Source organism: Paenibacillus sp. MB22_1, from assembly GCF_047200555.1.
GTDB lineage: Bacteria > Bacillota > Bacilli > Paenibacillales > Paenibacillaceae > Fontibacillus > Fontibacillus phoenicis.
Genome location: NZ_JBLADV010000001.1, coordinates 245,123 through 261,119, shown reverse-complemented (window position 1 = coordinate 261,119; position 15,997 = coordinate 245,123). Strand labels below are relative to the sequence as shown.

Annotated in this window: 13 protein-coding genes; 3 read left to right on the top strand and 10 right to left on the bottom strand. The window is 54.2% G+C overall.

Annotated features, from left to right (window positions below):
* Window positions 1–24: 24 nt before the first annotated feature.
* From ACL02P_RS01185 to ACL02P_RS01155, 7 genes are all read right to left on the bottom strand, one after another.
* The gene (locus tag ACL02P_RS01185; RefSeq protein WP_412836650.1) at window positions 25–900 is read right to left on the bottom strand and encodes a carbohydrate ABC transporter permease; all 876 of its coding nucleotides are present in this window, start codon (window positions 898–900) and stop codon (window positions 25–27) included.
* Window positions 900–1,802 carry a carbohydrate ABC transporter permease gene (locus tag ACL02P_RS01180; RefSeq protein ID WP_198136173.1) on the bottom strand — a complete coding sequence of 301 codons (903 nt, stop codon included), beginning with the start codon at window positions 1,800–1,802 and terminating at the stop codon, window positions 900–902. The genes ACL02P_RS01185 and ACL02P_RS01180 overlap by 1 nt, the downstream gene beginning before the upstream one ends.
* Window positions 1,803–1,814: 12 nt before the next feature.
* Window positions 1,815–3,107: an ABC transporter substrate-binding protein gene (locus tag ACL02P_RS01175; protein ID WP_009224318.1), complete on the bottom strand. Its 1,293-nt coding sequence runs from the start codon at window positions 3,105–3,107 to the stop codon at window positions 1,815–1,817.
* A gap of 79 nt (window positions 3,108–3,186) precedes the next feature.
* Complete coding sequence (locus tag ACL02P_RS01170; protein ID WP_412836649.1) at window positions 3,187–4,146, bottom strand: GNAT family N-acetyltransferase; 960 nt, start codon at window positions 4,144–4,146, stop codon at window positions 3,187–3,189.
* A 79-nt stretch (window positions 4,147–4,225) separates the two neighbouring features.
* Window positions 4,226–5,398 carry a serine hydrolase domain-containing protein gene (locus tag ACL02P_RS01165; protein WP_412836648.1) on the bottom strand — a complete coding sequence of 391 codons (1,173 nt, stop codon included), beginning with the start codon at window positions 5,396–5,398 and terminating at the stop codon, window positions 4,226–4,228.
* Between the two features lie 261 nt (window positions 5,399–5,659).
* Window positions 5,660–7,303: an MDR family MFS transporter gene (locus ACL02P_RS01160; protein ID WP_009224321.1), complete on the bottom strand. Its 1,644-nt coding sequence runs from the start codon at window positions 7,301–7,303 to the stop codon at window positions 5,660–5,662.
* 18 nt (window positions 7,304–7,321) lie between these two features.
* Entirely contained in the window at window positions 7,322–7,759 is a 438-nt protein-coding gene (locus tag ACL02P_RS01155; protein WP_009224322.1) for a MarR family winged helix-turn-helix transcriptional regulator, read from the bottom strand.
* Window positions 7,760–8,210: 451 nt separating this feature from the next.
* Here ACL02P_RS01155 and ACL02P_RS01150 point away from each other — a divergent pair, with 451 nt between their 5' ends.
* Window positions 8,211–9,116: a transposase gene (locus ACL02P_RS01150; protein WP_412836647.1), complete on the top strand. Its 906-nt coding sequence runs from the start codon at window positions 8,211–8,213 to the stop codon at window positions 9,114–9,116.
* A gap of 98 nt (window positions 9,117–9,214) precedes the next feature.
* Here ACL02P_RS01150 and ACL02P_RS01145 read toward each other — a convergent pair whose 3' ends face one another.
* Both ACL02P_RS01145 and ACL02P_RS01140 read right to left on the bottom strand, forming a co-directional pair.
* Window positions 9,215–9,370 carry a hypothetical protein gene (locus tag ACL02P_RS01145; protein ID WP_157273359.1) on the bottom strand — a complete coding sequence of 52 codons (156 nt, stop codon included), beginning with the start codon at window positions 9,368–9,370 and terminating at the stop codon, window positions 9,215–9,217.
* Window positions 9,371–9,655: 285 nt separating this feature from the next.
* A complete protein-coding gene (locus ACL02P_RS01140; RefSeq protein ID WP_323077292.1) occupies window positions 9,656–12,697 on the bottom strand; it encodes a glycoside hydrolase family 2 TIM barrel-domain containing protein in 3,042 nt (1,013 codons plus the stop codon).
* Between the two features lie 114 nt (window positions 12,698–12,811).
* Here ACL02P_RS01140 and ACL02P_RS01135 point away from each other — a divergent pair, with 114 nt between their 5' ends.
* Complete coding sequence (locus ACL02P_RS01135; RefSeq protein ID WP_339299773.1) at window positions 12,812–13,693, top strand: AraC family transcriptional regulator; 882 nt, start codon at window positions 12,812–12,814, stop codon at window positions 13,691–13,693.
* A 26-nt stretch (window positions 13,694–13,719) separates the two neighbouring features.
* On the opposite strand, the gene ACL02P_RS01130 is transcribed toward ACL02P_RS01135, so the two are convergent.
* Window positions 13,720–14,640 (bottom strand): dienelactone hydrolase family protein, encoded by a 921-nt coding sequence (locus tag ACL02P_RS01130; protein WP_412836646.1) that lies wholly within the window; start codon window positions 14,638–14,640, stop codon window positions 13,720–13,722.
* A 170-nt stretch (window positions 14,641–14,810) separates the two neighbouring features.
* On the opposite strand from ACL02P_RS01130, the gene ACL02P_RS01125 reads away from it, so the two are divergent.
* On the top strand, window positions 14,811–15,842 hold the full coding sequence (locus ACL02P_RS01125; protein WP_009224328.1) for a LacI family DNA-binding transcriptional regulator: 1,032 nt from the start codon (window positions 14,811–14,813) through the stop codon (window positions 15,840–15,842).
* The last annotated feature ends 155 nt before the right edge of the window (window positions 15,843–15,997 follow it).

Below are 15,997 nucleotides of genomic sequence, written 5' to 3'. Positions count from 1 at the left end.
TGGCAATCAAAATATCCGCCACGCCTATTCTTTCAACCCAGAGTTCATCATGCCGCGGACGTAATATTTTTGCAGAATGATAAACACGATGAGGATCGGCACCGTCGAGATGACAAGTCCTGCCATCAGAAGCGGTTGGGTCAACGTCGGATCCAGGTGGTCCTTCAGCATTTGCACCCCAACGGGCAAGACCGCCAGCTCGGGATTTACTGAGTTAATGATCAATGCCCAAATGAACTCGTTCCACTGCCCAATAAATTCAAAGATCGCCAGAGTGGCTAACGCAGGCCCGGTCATCGGCAGAATGAGCCGGAAATAAATACGGAACTCCGATGCACCGTCAATACGAGCGGCTTCCAGGTACGCGTTGTTGATCGTCATAATGAACTGCCGCATCAGGAATATGCCGTACGCGCTAACCGCAAAGGGGAGAATCAAGGACAGGATCGACGTCGTCATCCCGCCTACGCCCCCGTTGCCAAAGAGATCATTACCGCCTACCAATGGAAAATGCGTCATAATATAAAAGTTCGGGATAAAGAACAGAAAGCTCGGAATCATCATCGTCGACAAAATAAACCGAAAGATCCCATCCCGTCCGCGAAACCGCAGCTTCGTGAGTGCGTACGCCGCCATCGAGCTTGTCAGCAGCACCAAAACGGTGGTGATGACGGATTTGAGCAGGCTGTTTTTGAACAACAAAGCGATGTTCAGAGATTCAAACGCCAATTTATAGTTGCCAAACTGGAACGTCTCCGGCAAAAAGCGGTAGTACAGGCTGTTATACTCCGCCGGCCCCTTAAACGAGCTAAAGATCATATCCAGGAAAGGGAACAGCATCGCGATGGAGCCGATGACGATGATTGTAAAGGAAACCCAAGGCTTTTTTCTCCGTCGCATTAGTAGCTCTCCACCCCTCCCTGTTTAAAAAACCGCATCTGGATCGCCGTAATGATCATGATGCATACAAACAACACAAACGCCATGGCGCTGGCAAGTCCCCAGTTACCAAAGGAGAACGCCTGCTTATACATTTCCAAACCTGCTACGTTGGTGGCATCGCCCGGACCTCCGGTGCGCGTCATGACCATGGTTAGCGTAAACGACTGTAGTCCGCCGATAAACGAGGTGATCAATACGAAGGTGATGGATGGTTTAAGCAGCGGCAGCGTGATCCCAAGAAACACCTTCCACAAACTTCCCCCTTCCAGATCCGCAGCCTCATAGTAGTCCTCCGGGATCGCCTTGAGCCCGGCCGACAGGATCAGCATCGAACTGCCGATCCCGAGCCAGCCTCCAACGACAATGACCGACGTCAGCGCGGTGTTGGGGTCTTGCAGAAAGTTTTGCCGAGGGATGCCCACCCAGGTGAACAGCTCGTTGATCAACCCATTTGTCGGGTTGTACAAGTACAGCCAGATGTTGCCGATGGCGACAACCGTCGTGACCGATGGCAGAAAGTACAGCGTTCGCCATAGTCCCTCCCAGCGCAGACGGGTGATGAAATAGGCGACTGCCAATGCACAGACAAACGAAATCGCCACCGTACCAAACGCAAACGTAAACGTATTGGTTAAGATCGGATGCAAAAAGTTCGAATTCGCTGAAAACAATGTGCGGTAATTGGCCAAACCTACCCACCGGATCGACGCGAGGTCGAAGCCGCCCCATTCCGTAAAGCTGAGGAACAGAGAGAAGAAAAACGGGATCACCAGGAAGATCGCGTAAAACACGAACACCGGCGTCAGGAACAAATAACCAACCAAGCCTTCACGATATGCTAAACCCATCTTCTGTCTCATCAGCCGGTCCCCTTATTGTCCCAGCTTCGCCTGGATATCCCTCTGGGCATTTGCGAGCACTTCTTCCTTCGTGGCTTTGCCTGCCCACATGTTTTCAATCTGCTTATACAAAATGTCCTGGATTTCCGAAGCGGTGGCCGGGCTTTGTTCAGGATTCGCGTATTGCAGCGCATCGGAGAACGTTTTGGCGATCGGGTCGGCGGCCAGCTTGTCTTGGATCGTTTGTGAGGCGAGATCGGTTTTGCGCGCTGGTACCGTATTAAAGCCTTCGATCAAGAAGTTTCCTTCCGGCGTCATCCCGTTCTTCACCTCAACCGAGTTAAACCACTTGAGGAACTTCCAGGCGGCTTCCTGATGCTTCGACTTGGAGTTTACGCCCCAAGCCCAGGTATACGCCAAGGAGCCCTGAGTTTGACCGTCCGGTGAAGGCAGCGGGGCTGCACCTACGTCGACGAAGCTGTCTTTCATGAGCGTTTTCAAGGAACCCGCCCACCAGCCGGCCTCAATCGTCATCGCCACTTGACCGGCGCCAAACGCCTTGGTCGTCTCGAACCCGATGTCGGAGATCCCGTTACTTCCGTAAACCTTCGAATAAAGATCGATCGTTTGCTTTGCAGCCTCACTGTCGAGATTCGGCTTGCTTAAATCCTCGCTTAACAACGTGCCTCCGGCGGTAGCCAGCAGCCCCATAAATGGCTGTACCACTTTACCGGCATAACCTCGCAAGAAGCCGAACCCTTGTACCGTGGTTTTACCGTCCTTGTCTTTTTGCTCGATGGCAGTAGCCATTTGCAGCAGTTCATCCCACGTTTTCGGCGGCTGGTCAAAGCCTGCTTCCTTCAGCAGCCGCTTGTTGTAAAACAGACCATAGGCCTGCACCTCGGTCGGATAACCGAAGATTTGCCCGTCGATCGTTGCTGCAGCCACGGCGGATTCTGGGTAATTCACTCTGATGTCAGCCGCGATATCCTCAGGTGCCGGGGCCAATACCTTATTTTTGGATAACTGTCCGCCCCATAAGGTGTACGTATGGACGATGTCAGCCACCTGACCGGCTGTCTGCTTGGTCATCATTGTGCTGAGCAGCTGGTCAAATTCGACCGGAGTCAGCTTCACTTGGATGTCGGGATTTTCTTTGTTCCATTGTTCGATGTAAGGTTTGAGGAGGTTCTCGTTTTCACCGGTATAATGCGAAAGCAAGGTGAGGGTCACTTTCGAGGAGGAACTTGCGTTGTTGCCGGAAGAACAGGCGGTCATGCCAATGGCGCAGACGATCGTTAAAAGCCAAATGAACGTTTTATTCACGCTTCTCCCTCCCAGGATAGGACTTAGGATCGTATTTGCTTGTTGCTGTTCTGTTTTTACCGCAGCACGGATGAGGTGTTTATGCGAAGGTCTTTACCATGATGTCGAAGGTTCTTGTAACCGAAAAACCTGTTTGTTTGTACAGATACCCTGCCGGGCTCTGCTCGCCGGTCCAGAGAAACCAGGCTCCGTGCAGCCCATGGGCACGCATGGTGTGAAGGCAGTGATGAAGCAGAATTTTGCCGATGCCCCGGCCGCGTTGATCCGGATGAACGCCAAACGGTCCAAACCGTTCGCGAACTCCTTCGTACCCGCCAAACAAGCAGAAGCCGACAAGCCGGCCGCGCTCGCGGGCCACCATAATTTGCTCCAGCGGCAACCCCTGAAGAATGCCCTCACGGATTGCCCGAGCCCAGTCCGAATTAAACAATTCCAGATTAAAGCGGATCAATTCCGTCAAATCGGCATCCTGTGCCGTGCGAAAGGTATAACCTTCCTCCTCCCTTTGCAGCTTCAGCGCTTCGACCTCGGCCGGAGTTTCATAGCCCACCAGGCTGTAGTCCATCGCAACGGCGGAGTATTGCTTGGTAAAGCCGTTTTTTTGTAAAAATGCCGCCCCTTTCGGGTAGCCTGCTGCGTCAATGCCAGGCACGATGTAATTGGGAGCGTAGGAAGCGAAGAACAGCTTAGTGCGGCCGTGCTCGCGCAAGAAGCGTTCAGCTTCAAGCAGCAGCCGGCTGCCCACGCCCTGCCGTTCGAACTTGGGATCCACGAAGAAAAATGGAATCCAGCCGTTCTCCGGCTCCAGCTCTGTGCCGCTCATCGGAAGCAGCCGCCGCACCGCGTAGACGCAGCCGACTAACCGATCCGTCTCGTCAAAGGCGAAGCGCATGCCTTCCGGATCAAAGTTGGCGTCCAGCAGCACCAGATTCCGGAACCGCTTCGCCGTCACCGGGTCGAGGAGCAGCACGCGGTTCCAAAGCTCGACCAGCTTCGCTTCGTCGCCAGGCCGGTACCCCCGGGTTGCGATTTGTCCCATGATGGATCTCCTCCTGTTCTCTATCGTTGAACTTGTTGAACAACTTCTTCGCGGCCAACTGGCCCTGTTGCCACAGCTGCTATGCATCGGCAATCGCTGCAGCGACCGTGTTATGAAACTTGGCGCGCAAGCCGGCTACGGATCGATCCCTCCCGTAATGGACGCGATTGGTCAGCAGGACGCAGACCAGCTCCCTTTGGGGATCGATGTAGAGGCTGGTGCCGGTGAACCCGGTGTGGCCGTAGGCCACCGGGGAGAGCAGGTCGCCGGCGGCGTCAAACGGGTCGCCGCGCAGCACCCAGCCGAGGCCGCGGCGGCCGCCCGGCACGCCGTCCGTGCACGGCCGCGTCGCGGCTGCCACCGCCGCGGCCGAGAGCACCCGCCGGCCGGCGGCGGCACTGTAGCCGCGGCCGAGCCACAGCTCCGCGTACGATGCCAAATCGTCCGCGGTGGCAAACAGGCCGGCGTGCCCGCTGACGCCGGCCAGGGCCCGGGCGTTCTCGTCGTGGACGACGACGGGAACGCCCGCGGGGCCCGAGCCGACCGCCGCACCGGGCTCGGCGGTCGAGGCGAGACGCCGGCGCACCTCCGGCGCCGGCGTCGTGAGGTAGCCGCTGGACGCGAGGCCCAGCGGCGAGAACAGCTCCGCTGACGCCAGCTCCGGCAGCGGGCGTCCCGCCACCTTGGCGATGATCTCGCCAAGCAAAATATAGCCCAGGTCGCTATACACCACCCTAGCGCCCGGGGCTGCCTCCGGCGGAGCCTGGCAAATGAAATCCACAATCTCCCCCCGGCTGAAGCCGTAGGAGTGCAGATCGTAGAATGGTGCCAGGCCCGCCGTATGCGTGAGCAGATGCCGGAGCGTCATCTGCTCTACCCCCGTCCCTGACCGCCGCTTCGCTTCCGCGGCGGCCAGGGACGGCAAGTACAACGCTGCCGGATCATCCAGCCGCAGCTGCCCGCGTTCGGCCAGCAGCAAGGTCAGCGGCAGCGTCACCACGATCTTCGTCAGCGAGGCGCAGTCGAAGATCGTCTCAAACGAGACCGGCGTCTTCCCGGTGTCGTCGTCCACGGCGTTACCGCAGGTGAAGCGAATTCGCCTGCCGCGCCGGGACACAACCGCAACTCCGCCGGGAATCTCCCCTGCGCTCACCGCTTCGCGCAGCGTATTCCCGATCCACGGAACTCGATCCGGGTCCAGTCCCATCGCTTCCGCCGCTTCCGTAGCCTCGAGCCAATTCACTTCGCTCATCTGCAACCCTCCTTGGCCTTACTTAAATCAGCTGATAGTTTTGCTCTTAGGGCAATTATAAAGACGTTGAAATTTTATTTCAATAAGAAAATATATTTTGAAATTTAATTCCGCAAAATTGTCCAATACTTCTGTTAAATCAACAATTTTCGCCACGTTTTTCTCACATCAACTTAACGCAAAAAGCCAGAGTCTTCGCATCCGAAATGCGATAACTCTGGCTTGATGAAACAGCTAAAACTTACATAGAGAACTTCTGACTTAAGCTTGATGCGGAGCCGAGGCTTTTGCCGCTTGCACCGCACCTTCCTCGCCGCCTTCCTTGGCAGTTTGGGGTGTTGGTTCCTGGTTCGTGGACCGAAGCGGCAGCTCACGAAGGAAGAAGACCAGCACGAAGGCCACAACCAACACCAACGTACCTGTAAAGAATACGGTAGACAACGTAGTTCCCAAGGCATCACGGATGCCTTGGATCATCTGTGCAAACAGCGGCTGTGCATCAGCCGGCAAACTTGCTTGCGTTTGCTCCAGCAGCGGCTTGTTCATCAACGTCTGCGGATTAGCGAAGGCCGTCATTCGCTGAACCAATTGCGGATCCATCTGGCTCATATCCGGTGCAGACGAGGATTGCAGCGCCTCTTTCAGGTTTTTCGTCAAGTTGTTGGACATGACCGTCCCCATCACGGCGATCCCAATCGTACCGCCAAGGTTACGGAACAGCTGCGTCGATGCAGTAACAACGCCAAGCTCTTTATGCGGCACGGCATTTTGCGTGGCCAGCGAGAATACCGGCATCCCGACACCCAAGCCTAAACCAAATACGATCATACTAAGAATGGCAACCGGTACGCTGTTCATGAAGATCATGATGACCATCCCTGCGATCATGATCGGAATACCAAACAAGGCAAACTGTTTGTATTTCCCTTTCTTGGCGATTAACTGACCAGTGATGGCGCTCGCGACAACCATGACGATAGACATCGGCATCGTAACGTAGCCGGCATAAGTCGGCGAAATGCCCAACACGCCCTGTACGAAGAACGACAAGTAAATCAGGGCGCCCATCATTCCGAAGTTCATAATAAAACCGATTATATTCGAAATCGTCACCACATCGTTTTTAAACAAGTGCAGCGGCAAAATCGGATTTTTCGCCTTCGATTCCACGAACACGAAGATCAAACCAGACACGACTGTGGCCACCAGCAAACCGATGATTTGCGTCGAACCCCAAGCGTAGGTCGTTCCCGCCCAAGAGAAGGCCAACAGCAGCGGCACAATTGTTGTCGTCATAAACAACGAGCCTACATAGTCGATACTTTGAGAGCTGCCGCGTTCCATCTTTGGAAATAGCGACAAAATCATGATAAATGCTACAATGCCCAGCGGCAGGAAGATCCAGAACAGCCAGTGCCAATCCATGTGATCGACGAGGTAACCGCCCAAGGTTGGGCCAAGTACGCTCGAAAAGCCAAAAATCGCGGTCATCAGACCCATCCATTTCCCGCGCTCCCGCGGCGGGAACAAGTCACCTACAGCCGTAAAGGCCGTCGACTGGATAATCCCGGCGCCGATCCCTTGAATCCCCCGGTAAGCGATGAACTGGAACACGTCCGAAGACGTCCCCGTCATAAAAGCGCCCATCATAAAGAGCAGAATCCCAATCAACAGGAACGGCTTCCGCCCGTACATATCGGACAGCTTGCCGACCAGGACGGTAGCAATTGTGGACGTCAGCAAGTAAATATTGATCGTCCAAGTATAATAGTCCATGCCGTCCAGAATCGAAATAATTCGCGGCATGGCTGTGCTCACGATCGTCTGGTTGATGGCGGCGAAGAACATCGCGGCCATGATAGCGATCATGATCGAAACTTTGCGTTTAAGTGATAAATGTTCCATGTAGTTTCTCCATCTCCGTTATGATTTATTTTCTATATTTGCAAGCACCACGCCAAGAATTCGCCGCAAATGCTGTAAATCTTCCTCATGCAGCTGATCAAAAATCCCCTCGAGCATCTCCTTCTGCCGTTCGGTGATCTGGTTGATGATTTCCCTCCCCCGATCGGTAATCGAGATGTTTACAACCCGGCGGTCGTTCTCCCCGCGTTCGCGGTTCACATACCCCTCCGTAACCAACCGGTCCGTAATTCCCGTGATTGCTGCCGAGGTAATCCCCAAGCTCTCTGCGATCTGCGATACGGTATGCGTACCGGAGGTGTGCAGCATGTAGAGCATTTTATATTGCGGAAAACTAAGGTTAAACTCACCCCCGCGTTTGTTCCACTCCTGCGTGATCGCCTTGAACAGCGTTCGAAACATCGAGGTGACTTCGAACAGCTCTTCTTTTTTCACCAACGTTTCTCTCCTCCTTCCTGCCTTGAGCCGTTCGATTAATTTAACAATTTAATTAATTTACTACTTAAATATTTCAGCGGTTAATAATATACTCCTTAATAAATCCCCCGTCAAGCACCCGGCTCAACGAACTTTTTGACAGCGGAAAATGCGGCCCTGGTTATCCCCCTCCACTTTTGCTGCTCAATGCGGGCTTCCCGCTCCTTTTCCCCCTTATCCCCTTTTTTCGCGCCTCTTTTACACCATTATCCCTTTCGTTCAGAAATAGGTGATTAAATCATCCGACCTTTATAGGAGATGAATTCATCCAACCTTTTTAGAGTAGATAGAACAAGATGGAGAGTTGGGATATTTTTCTTGATGACGGAACATTTGTTTGGTATAATGAGGAAAAAGAGAACGAATGTGCGTAATTGTTGAGTTAGAGGGATTTAAATTGGAGGGATCGGACATGGAATTAGGTACGAGCATGGAGCTTCAATCTATCAGTAGCCGTTTTCAAAGTGAAGCCGACTGCATCGAGGCGATCATCGCTATGAAGTGGCCAAACGGATTTGTTTGCCCGCGCTGCGCTTATACCGAATGCACCCGCCTGTCCTCCCGACGACTTCCTTTGTTTGAGTGCAGAAGATGCGGCTATCAAGCCTCGCCTTTGGTCGGCACCATTTTTGAAAGAACCCATCTGCCTTTGGTGAAGTGGTTCCAAGCCATGGAGCTGTTTCTGCTTCCCGACGGCATCTCGGCGCTGCGGTTGAGTCAGGTAATCCAAGTTACCTACAAGACCGCTTGGCTCATGCTGCACAAAATCCGCCATACCCTCGGTGAATGTGATGCCCGGGAACTGCTCTCTGGAGAGGTAAAGGTGAACCGCGATCAGTATGGGACGGACACCAACCGCTTTCATCCAGCTTCTCAACCTTATGCCACCGCAGTCGTCGCCGGCTGCACGGTCACGGAGTCTGGTGAGCCCGAGCGGGTGAAGATCCAACTGATACCGCATAAAAGAGGAGGCGAGCAATGGGCTACCCGGCGCGATCTCGCGGAGTTCATCAACAAGCATGTAGACGTCCATACCTCAACCAAGCGGTGGTTCCCTTTCGTTCATCGGATGTATCTGCCCCTACGGAGAGTCGTGAGAGAAGCAAGGGACTCTATCAGGCGCACGTATGTCGCCTTGGGGATAACGCATTTGCAGGCGTATTTGAATGAGTACACCGTCCGCCGTTACCTGCGCATGACCTTTTCCGAGGAAGAAATGCGCCAGGACCTGCTGCAGATGTGCCTGTCCATTCCAGCGATCCCTTACCGCCAGTTAATCGCACATCACCAGAACCCGTCCATTGCAGCTGCAGCTTAATGCAAGGGCTGAACAACAGGCAAGGGATAAATCTGTATTCAAATCTATATTAAAATATGTGCTCGAATCTGTATTTGGATATGTATTGTAATATATATTCATGATACATGTATATAATCTATACCAATTTCTATTACCAAATACATATCCAAATATGCAACCACATCAATATCTACATCTGCACCTTCAACAATATCTATAACTATGCATACATTTATGCCTATGCCTATATCTATATCCATATCCATGTCCATGTCTATATCTTGCCTGTGTCTGTGTCTATGTCTATGTCTATCTTTACTTCTAATTCTGTTTCTAATTCTGTTTCTGTTTATGTTTCTACTTCCGTTTGTATTACTCTTTCTTTACTCTTTCAATTTTTGCTTACTGTTACTCTTTCTCTTTCTTCAACACCTGATGCAACGGGATAATCCTTCAAAAGGGGGGATCGGATAGACGACCTACCTCCGTAACCGTAAAAAACCGCTCACCCAGCCACTAGGCCAGGGAACGGTTCTTTACTACGACTGATCCAGTCTCTATTCTTCTTCCTTAAATACCGGCTGGATCGTCAACTCGAAATCGAACGACTTCTCGGCAAAACGGTAAGGCTCTGCCAGCTGCGGGCCGCAGGAGCCGGAACCGGCGCCGCTCATTTGGTAATCGAGCGTGACGATCGTTTCGGGGCGGCGCTTGAGTTCGTACGTATGTTGCGCTGCCGTCAGGTCCTCGGCGGTGTAATGCAAAGCCTGGAACGAGAACGGCTGTGCCGCTGTGAATTTCAGTCCCATGCCTTGAATGGTGGATGCGATTGCCCAATCCGTACCGTAGCGAGAACCGGTTTCCTGCGGCATGACGTAGTTCTCGAACATGTCGTCCACCGACAGCAAATACTTGCCTTTCCGTACGCTCGCCCGTTTGTCGATGTAGCTCTCATGCGGACCGTAGCCGTAATATTCGATCTCCTCGGTCCCCTTCGGCATCGTCAGCTCGAGACCAAAGCGCGGTAAGAAAGGAAGATTCTCGCGCGCTTCGGCATGAACCTTCAGTTGGATCTCGCCCGTGACCCCAACCGTCCATACGGCGCTGCCGCGCACGAACGGTTCGAAGGTGTAGCTGGCGAGCGAGAAGTCGACGATGATTTCGACCGAAGCGTCCGGCTTTTGCTCCCAGTGACTCCCGTACACCTTCATCGCGGCATGGTCGAGTCCTGCCGCTTCCCATTCCTTGCGGATGTGCATATCGTTATCCATCGGGGCCCGCCAGATGTTAAACCGGGCCTGACTAGCGAGCAACGGTACGCCGTGCTTCGACACCTGCTTCGGCATCCCTTTCTTCAGGTCAAAGACATGCTCGAAATCAAACCCACGCACCGTGAGCAAGCCGTCCTGTTCATCCGCCGTCATAAAGGTAGCGTATTCTTCACTTTGCCGTTGCTCTTGGGCCAACGCTGCCTTGGCCCCCGGCAATTCAAATTGATAAAAGGCGATTTCGTACCCTTCCTCCGCCCAAGGTGTGTCCAGCTGCTGCCGGACCGAGCAGGTTAAGGTGAGCGGTCCCGACCCCTCCTGCGCCAGCGTCAGATCATAGGGAAGAGAGAGAATCTCCGTCTCACCCGGTGCGGCGGCTAGCGGGCCTGACCGCCCTTGCTGCAGCACTTCTCCTTCCCGCTCCAGCTTCCAACTGACCGCCAGATGTGACAGGCTGCTAAAATCATAACGGTTCAGCACGCGGAACCGGCCTTGAACCGCATCCTCCGCCTCGATCAGCACCGGCGCAATAACCTGCTTTAATTCCAGCAACCCAGTGTGCGGCCGGCGATCCGGGAAGACCAAGCCGTCGATACAGAAGTTCCCGTCGTTTGGCTGATCACCGAAATCGCCGCCATACGCATAATAACGTTGTCCGTCCGGCGTCTCCGCGGCAATGCCGTGATCGCACCATTCCCAGACACAGCCGCCCATCAGCTTCGGATAGCGATAAATCACGTTCCAGTAATCCTGCAAATCGCCCGGTCCGTTACCCATGGCATGGCTATACTCGCAGAGGAACAGCGGTTTGGAACTGTTCTCATCGAGCGCATACCGCTCGATCTCCTTTACCGAGGGGTACATACGGCTGTCCATATCAAGGCAGGACGTATCCGAATCGCTGTAATACCGGGGATCCGCTCCTTCGTAATGCACCGGACGTGAGGCATCCCGCGCTTTCGTCCACTCCGCCATGGCTATATGGTTGGCCCCATATCCGGATTCATTACCCATGGACCAGATGATGACGGAGGCGTGGTTTTTGTCCCGCTCGACCATGCGAACAGCCCGTTCCACGAACGCTTCCTTCCAATCCGGGTTGTTCGACAGCTTATGGAAGACACCCGCTTCGAGCTCGCCCGTTCTGGTCACGCCATGGCACTCCAGATCCGCTTCATCAATGATGTAAAACCCGTATTCATCACAGAGATCGAGAAACTTCGGGTCATTCGGATAATGCGAGGTCCGGATCGTGTTAATGTTATGCCGCTTCATGAGCTTGAGGTCTGTAATCATATGGTTCACCGGAATCGTCTGCCCCAGCTCCGGATGGGAATCGTGGCGGTTAACCCCTTTCAGCTTCACGGCGCGGCCGTTGATGCGGAAGATGCCGCCTGTGATCTCCACCTTTTTGAAGCCGACCCGAAAGCGCAGCACTTCTTGACCGGCTGTCAAAACCAGCTCGTACAGCCGGGGTTGCTCAGCGTTCCACAGCTGTGGCTGCGGCACGTCCAGCTCAATCGCCCCTTTGCCGTCGATTTGTGCCTCATGACGTCCGATCAGCTTGCCCGCCGGATCCCGCAATTCCGCTTGCACCGTCAGGCTGCCCGTCGTTTCGATCTCCGACCGCAGCTTGCCTTCGGATAGGTCGGAAGGCAGCAGCGGTTGATTAAACACGTCACGGATGTGTGTATTATCTCGGGACAGTAAATAGACATCGCGATAAATTCCGGAAAACCGCCAGACATCCTGGTCCTCCAAATAAGTGCCGGCGCACCATTTCAACACCAGCACGGCGAGACGGTTGCGGCCTGCAGCTACAAACGGCGTGAGATCAAACTCCGCCGGAATCCGGCTGCCTTGGCTGTAACCAACGAAATGACCGTTCACCCACAAGTAAAAGCAAGCGTTCACCCCTTCAAATACGATCCGCGTCTGCCTCTTCATCCACGCTTCAGGCAAATTGAAATCCCTTACATATGTACCCGCAGGATTGTCGTCCGGCACAAACGGCGGATCGTAAGGAATCGGATAGTTGACGTTCGTATAATGTAACTGATCATAGCCGTTCGTTTGCCAGCAGGAAGGCACGATCAGATCGTCCCAAGCGCTCACATCCGTATCCGTCTCAAAGAAATGGTTGTCTACCTCGCGAACGCTGCGATGATAGCGGAATTTCCAGCTTCCGTTTAACGTTTGATAATGCGGTGAGCGCCCGCGTTTTCCCGTTCGGGCTGTCTCGACGCTCCCATACGGAATATAGGAGGCGCGGGCCGGCAGCCGGCCGATGTGCAGACACGATAAATTTTCCCATTCACGGTTCAGTTCCACCTAATTCACACTCCCCAAACGATTTGCTCTCATTATAGAGGTGGGATATAATCGGGCGGAAGCCACAAATCGGACAAACCACCAGACAAAATGGACAAATTGGAGGAACTCCCCATGGACCTGCTTCCGCTCAGAAGTAATTTAACCCCTTCCCGCAACGAGCTTCTGCCGTTATCCGTTTATACAGTTGGTACGGAAATTCAGCCTCCGCTCACGCGGATGAAGGGATTCTCGGCGCATCAGCTGTTCTTGACGATCTCCGGGACAGGGCAGTTTCGCCGGCTTTATGTTAACAAGGACAAATGGGACATTCTTCGCCCCGGCCAATTACTCTACATCCCCGCCGGCTGCGCTCATGAATATATGCCTTACGGGGAGGAGCCCTGGTTCGTCGGGTATGTCACATTGCTGGAAAACTTCGGCGAGGTGCTAAGCCATTGGGGCTTTGGGGATGCCCCTCGGCTGCTGCAGCTCTCGGACGTCTCGTTATTTACGGATCGCCTGCTTGCCATCTGGCAGCTGTCCGGCAACGAGCATGACCCTTGGCGAACGACCGAGCTGCTGTATTCGTTGTTTCTAGCCATCCTCAAGGATACGTCAGGCCAAACGAGCGTAGAGGCCGATTCAGGCGTCCCAGTGGTACCGCCCGCCGCTCCCCCCGCCTCATACCGGGCGTCGGTTGTAGATGTTGCGATTCGCTTCCTGCATGACCACTTGAATCGGCCGATCACCATCGCCGGACTGGCAGGCCACGTCGGCTACTCGCAGAAGCAGCTGACCCGGCTCTTCCGGCAAGCGATGGGGTTAACGCCGCTGCAATACCTTCATCAGATCCGGCTGAAAACAGCCCGGCACCTATTGATGGATCATCCCGACATGACGATCCGTCAAGCCGCGGCTTATGTCGGCTTAGAGCCGGTTTATTTCGCCCGGCTTTACAAGCGCGAGTTCGGCCGGCTGCCGTCGGAGGAGCTTCGCGGAAGGGAACGCGGCTGATGACCGCTCCGGGCGCGAACCCCTTCCTATGGCGCGGAATGCAGCAGATGCTGGGCGATAAATTCTGGCCACGCCGCGCGCATTTCCGCGGTTTCCATATGACCGCCGCCGGTGATGACGGTTTGCCAATGGTTGGGCTTTCCAGCGGTTCCATAGGCTTCACGTAAGCCTTGATCAAGCAGCTGTACCCCTTCAAATGGGCATAACCGGTCGTTGCGGCCAACCAGGCTGAGACGGGGGCGGGGAACGATGAGCTTTTGAATATCGAGGGTCGTAAAATGCTTCAGCAGCCCGGGCACGTAGTAATAAAACCCGTGATGTTCCAGACCGCGCCGCGCAATCAATGTTTCTGCATCAACCTGCCCGCAGAGGTCAACGACGACGCCCACCCGTTCGTCGAGCGCTGCCAGCCACCACGCCATCAGCCCTCCCATGGACATGCCGATCGTGCCGATACGCGAAGGATCGATGTCTTCCCGGGTACACAGATAGTCGATCAGCCGATAATTATCGTAAATCATCATGCCCCATAACGATCGTCCGGTCCACAACATTTCTTTTACAAGCTCGCCTTCGGTCTTGCCGCTGCGCTCATGAAAGCCCCACATATCGATGCTGCATACCGCGCAGCCTAGGCCGATCAGCACCTTGGCAAAAGACGGTTCTTGAAGATAACCGCTGCTGCGAATCAACTCCTTGCGGCCGTTCCCGTAATTTCCGCCGTGGGAGTGATTAAACACGACAAGCGGGTAAGGTCCCTCCCCTTCCTGCGGCTTAGCGAAATATGCCGGTACCGGCTCCAGCCCGTTTAAATCCAGCAGCAAGGTCTCCAGCTCATATCCGTCCAACGCCTCCCGCTTTAATAACCGGGCGGAAACCGGTCTTTCAAAGGACGGCAACTCCCCAAGCGCCTCCCATAGCTTTGATCGCTGCTCCTCAACGTGCATATCCGCTCATCCTCTCCGTTTATTTTACCGATAATTATAGCGCTTACATTTAACTTGGGGCAAATTTTATTTTCACGTGTGCATTGCTTGTTTTTCTTGACTTTTTTAGATATCTGGGAATAGAATGAAAACGTGAAAAACTTGCGAATTCCTGCGGAAGTTGAGGTTCTATGATTACGATTAAAGACATTGCCCGCGTGGCCGGTGTGTCCCACACCACGGTGTCCCGGGCGTTAAACGGGAGCCCGCTGATTAAGCCGGAGACGCGGGCGAAAATCGAAAAAATCGCCGCCGAAATGAATTATGTTCCGAATGTCAGCGCCAAAAGTCTGGTGATGAAGAAGACGTATACGATCGGTTTGTTCTTCTCCAGCATCGATCAAGGCACGTCGGCCAGCTTCCTCGTGGATGCGATTAAGGGCATTCACCATGCGCTGGATGAAAACTACAGTCTTACTGTGCACGGGATCGACGGCATCCGCCATTTGGAGGGCATTTCGCCGCACCGCTTCGATGGTATCCTAGTCATGAGCCAAAGCGATGCCGACAATGCGTTTATTTACCATGTGAAGCAGGCGGGCATCCCGCTCGTTGTCCTAAACCGCTATCTGGACGATCCCGGCATCGTGAACGTCGTTGCCAATGATCGGGAAGGGGTGCGGGAAGCGATCAACTATGCGATCGCCCAAGGCCATCGGCGGCTGGCCATCATGGAAGGCAAAGCAGGCTTTCGGTCTGCGGCTGAACGGAAGCAAGGCTTCCTGGAAAGCTTACTCGCCCATGGTCTTGCCCTTCCCGCTGAATATCAAGTTGCCGGAGATTACAGCATCGACAGCGGGTACCGGATGATGAACGCGCTGCTGGATCTGAAGGAGCCGCCAACGCTGGTGTTTTGCGCGAACGACGATATGGCGATCGGGGCGATGAACGCCTGCTTCGCCCGGGGCGTGAACGTGCCCAATCAGGTGTCGCTGATCGGGTTCGACGATATCGTGTTCGCAGGTTACACGAATCCAGCCTTGACGACCATCCGCAAGCCGGTTGCTGATATCAGCGAGCTGGGAACCCGCAAGCTGATCGAGCTGATGCAACCCCCGAGTACAGAATCATCGGATAAGGAACAACCAACAGAACCACCTGGCGAGACCCTGTTCGTCCCAACGACGCTGGTGATCCGTCAGTCCGTGGCCAAGATCTCTTGATTTGAACTGTAGCGCTGAATTATGCTTATCGTCTGCAAGCCGCTATGGGTTGCTTCTGTTAGCCGCTAAGGGTTCGCTTCGTCCCGCACTTCGACAGCTTCTCAAGCTTGTCCTGGTCCTTTCCGGCAAGCCAGGCAGCTCGCCATACTCCAAAA